Origin of the sequence: Clostridium sp. CCUG 7971 (assembly GCF_017590215.1) — a bacterium.
Lineage (GTDB): Bacteria > Bacillota > Clostridia > Peptostreptococcales > Peptostreptococcaceae > Faecalimicrobium.
Window position 1 is genome coordinate 1 of sequence record NZ_JAFFPK010000227.1, and the last position, 589, is coordinate 589.

Consider the following 589-nt stretch of genomic DNA (forward strand, 5'->3'; position numbering starts at 1 on the left):
ATTATGCTATAGCTGATGGATTAACGGCTACTCCATTTGCTAATGCTATAAACGCTCCTGTATTATTGACTGATAAAAATGGTATATCTAAAGAAGTTATGGATGAAATCGAGAGGGTCATGGATAATGATGGTACAGTTTACTTAGTTGGAGGAGAAAGTGTATTATCTAAAAAATATAGAAGAACAGTTAGATGCTAAGTCTATAAGTAATGAAAGAATAGCTGGTGCTAATAGACAAGAAACTTCTTTAAAAATAGCTAAAAAAAATAGCTAATTATAACACAATAGATAGAGTATTTGTTACAGGAGGCCATGCTGAAGCTGATGCTATGTCTGTAGCAGGAGTTGCAGCACAAGATGGAGATTATGATATTGATGGAAGTCAAGTAGACCCAATAATATTAGCTGGCAACAATGGTTTAACTGATGCTCAGACTGAATGGATAAAGTCTGAAAATGCACAAGATGCTGTTATAGTTGGAGGAGAATCTAAAGTTTCTTTAAATGTAGAAGAACAATTAAAAGATGCACTAACTGGAGAATTTAAGAGAATAGCAGGTCAAAGAAGACAAGAAAACTAATGCTAA

At 33.6% G+C, this 589-nt stretch carries 3 protein-coding genes; all 3 read left to right on the top strand.

The features are described from left to right. Positions 1-200, top strand: a 200-nt coding sequence (locus JWF52_RS18925; protein WP_208335019.1) for a cell wall-binding repeat-containing protein, incomplete at its 5' end; no start/stop codon positions are given. Beyond that, positions 160-276 carry a cell wall-binding repeat-containing protein gene (locus JWF52_RS18930; RefSeq protein WP_208335020.1) on the top strand — a complete coding sequence of 39 codons (117 nt, stop codon included), beginning with the start codon at positions 160-162 and terminating at the stop codon, positions 274-276. The genes JWF52_RS18925 and JWF52_RS18930, both read left to right, overlap by 41 nt. Positions 277-286: 10 nt before the next feature. Continuing rightward, positions 287-583 carry a cell wall-binding repeat-containing protein gene (locus tag JWF52_RS18935; protein WP_353654988.1) on the top strand — a complete coding sequence of 99 codons (297 nt, stop codon included), beginning with the start codon at positions 287-289 and terminating at the stop codon, positions 581-583. Positions 584-589: the final 6 nt, after the last annotated feature.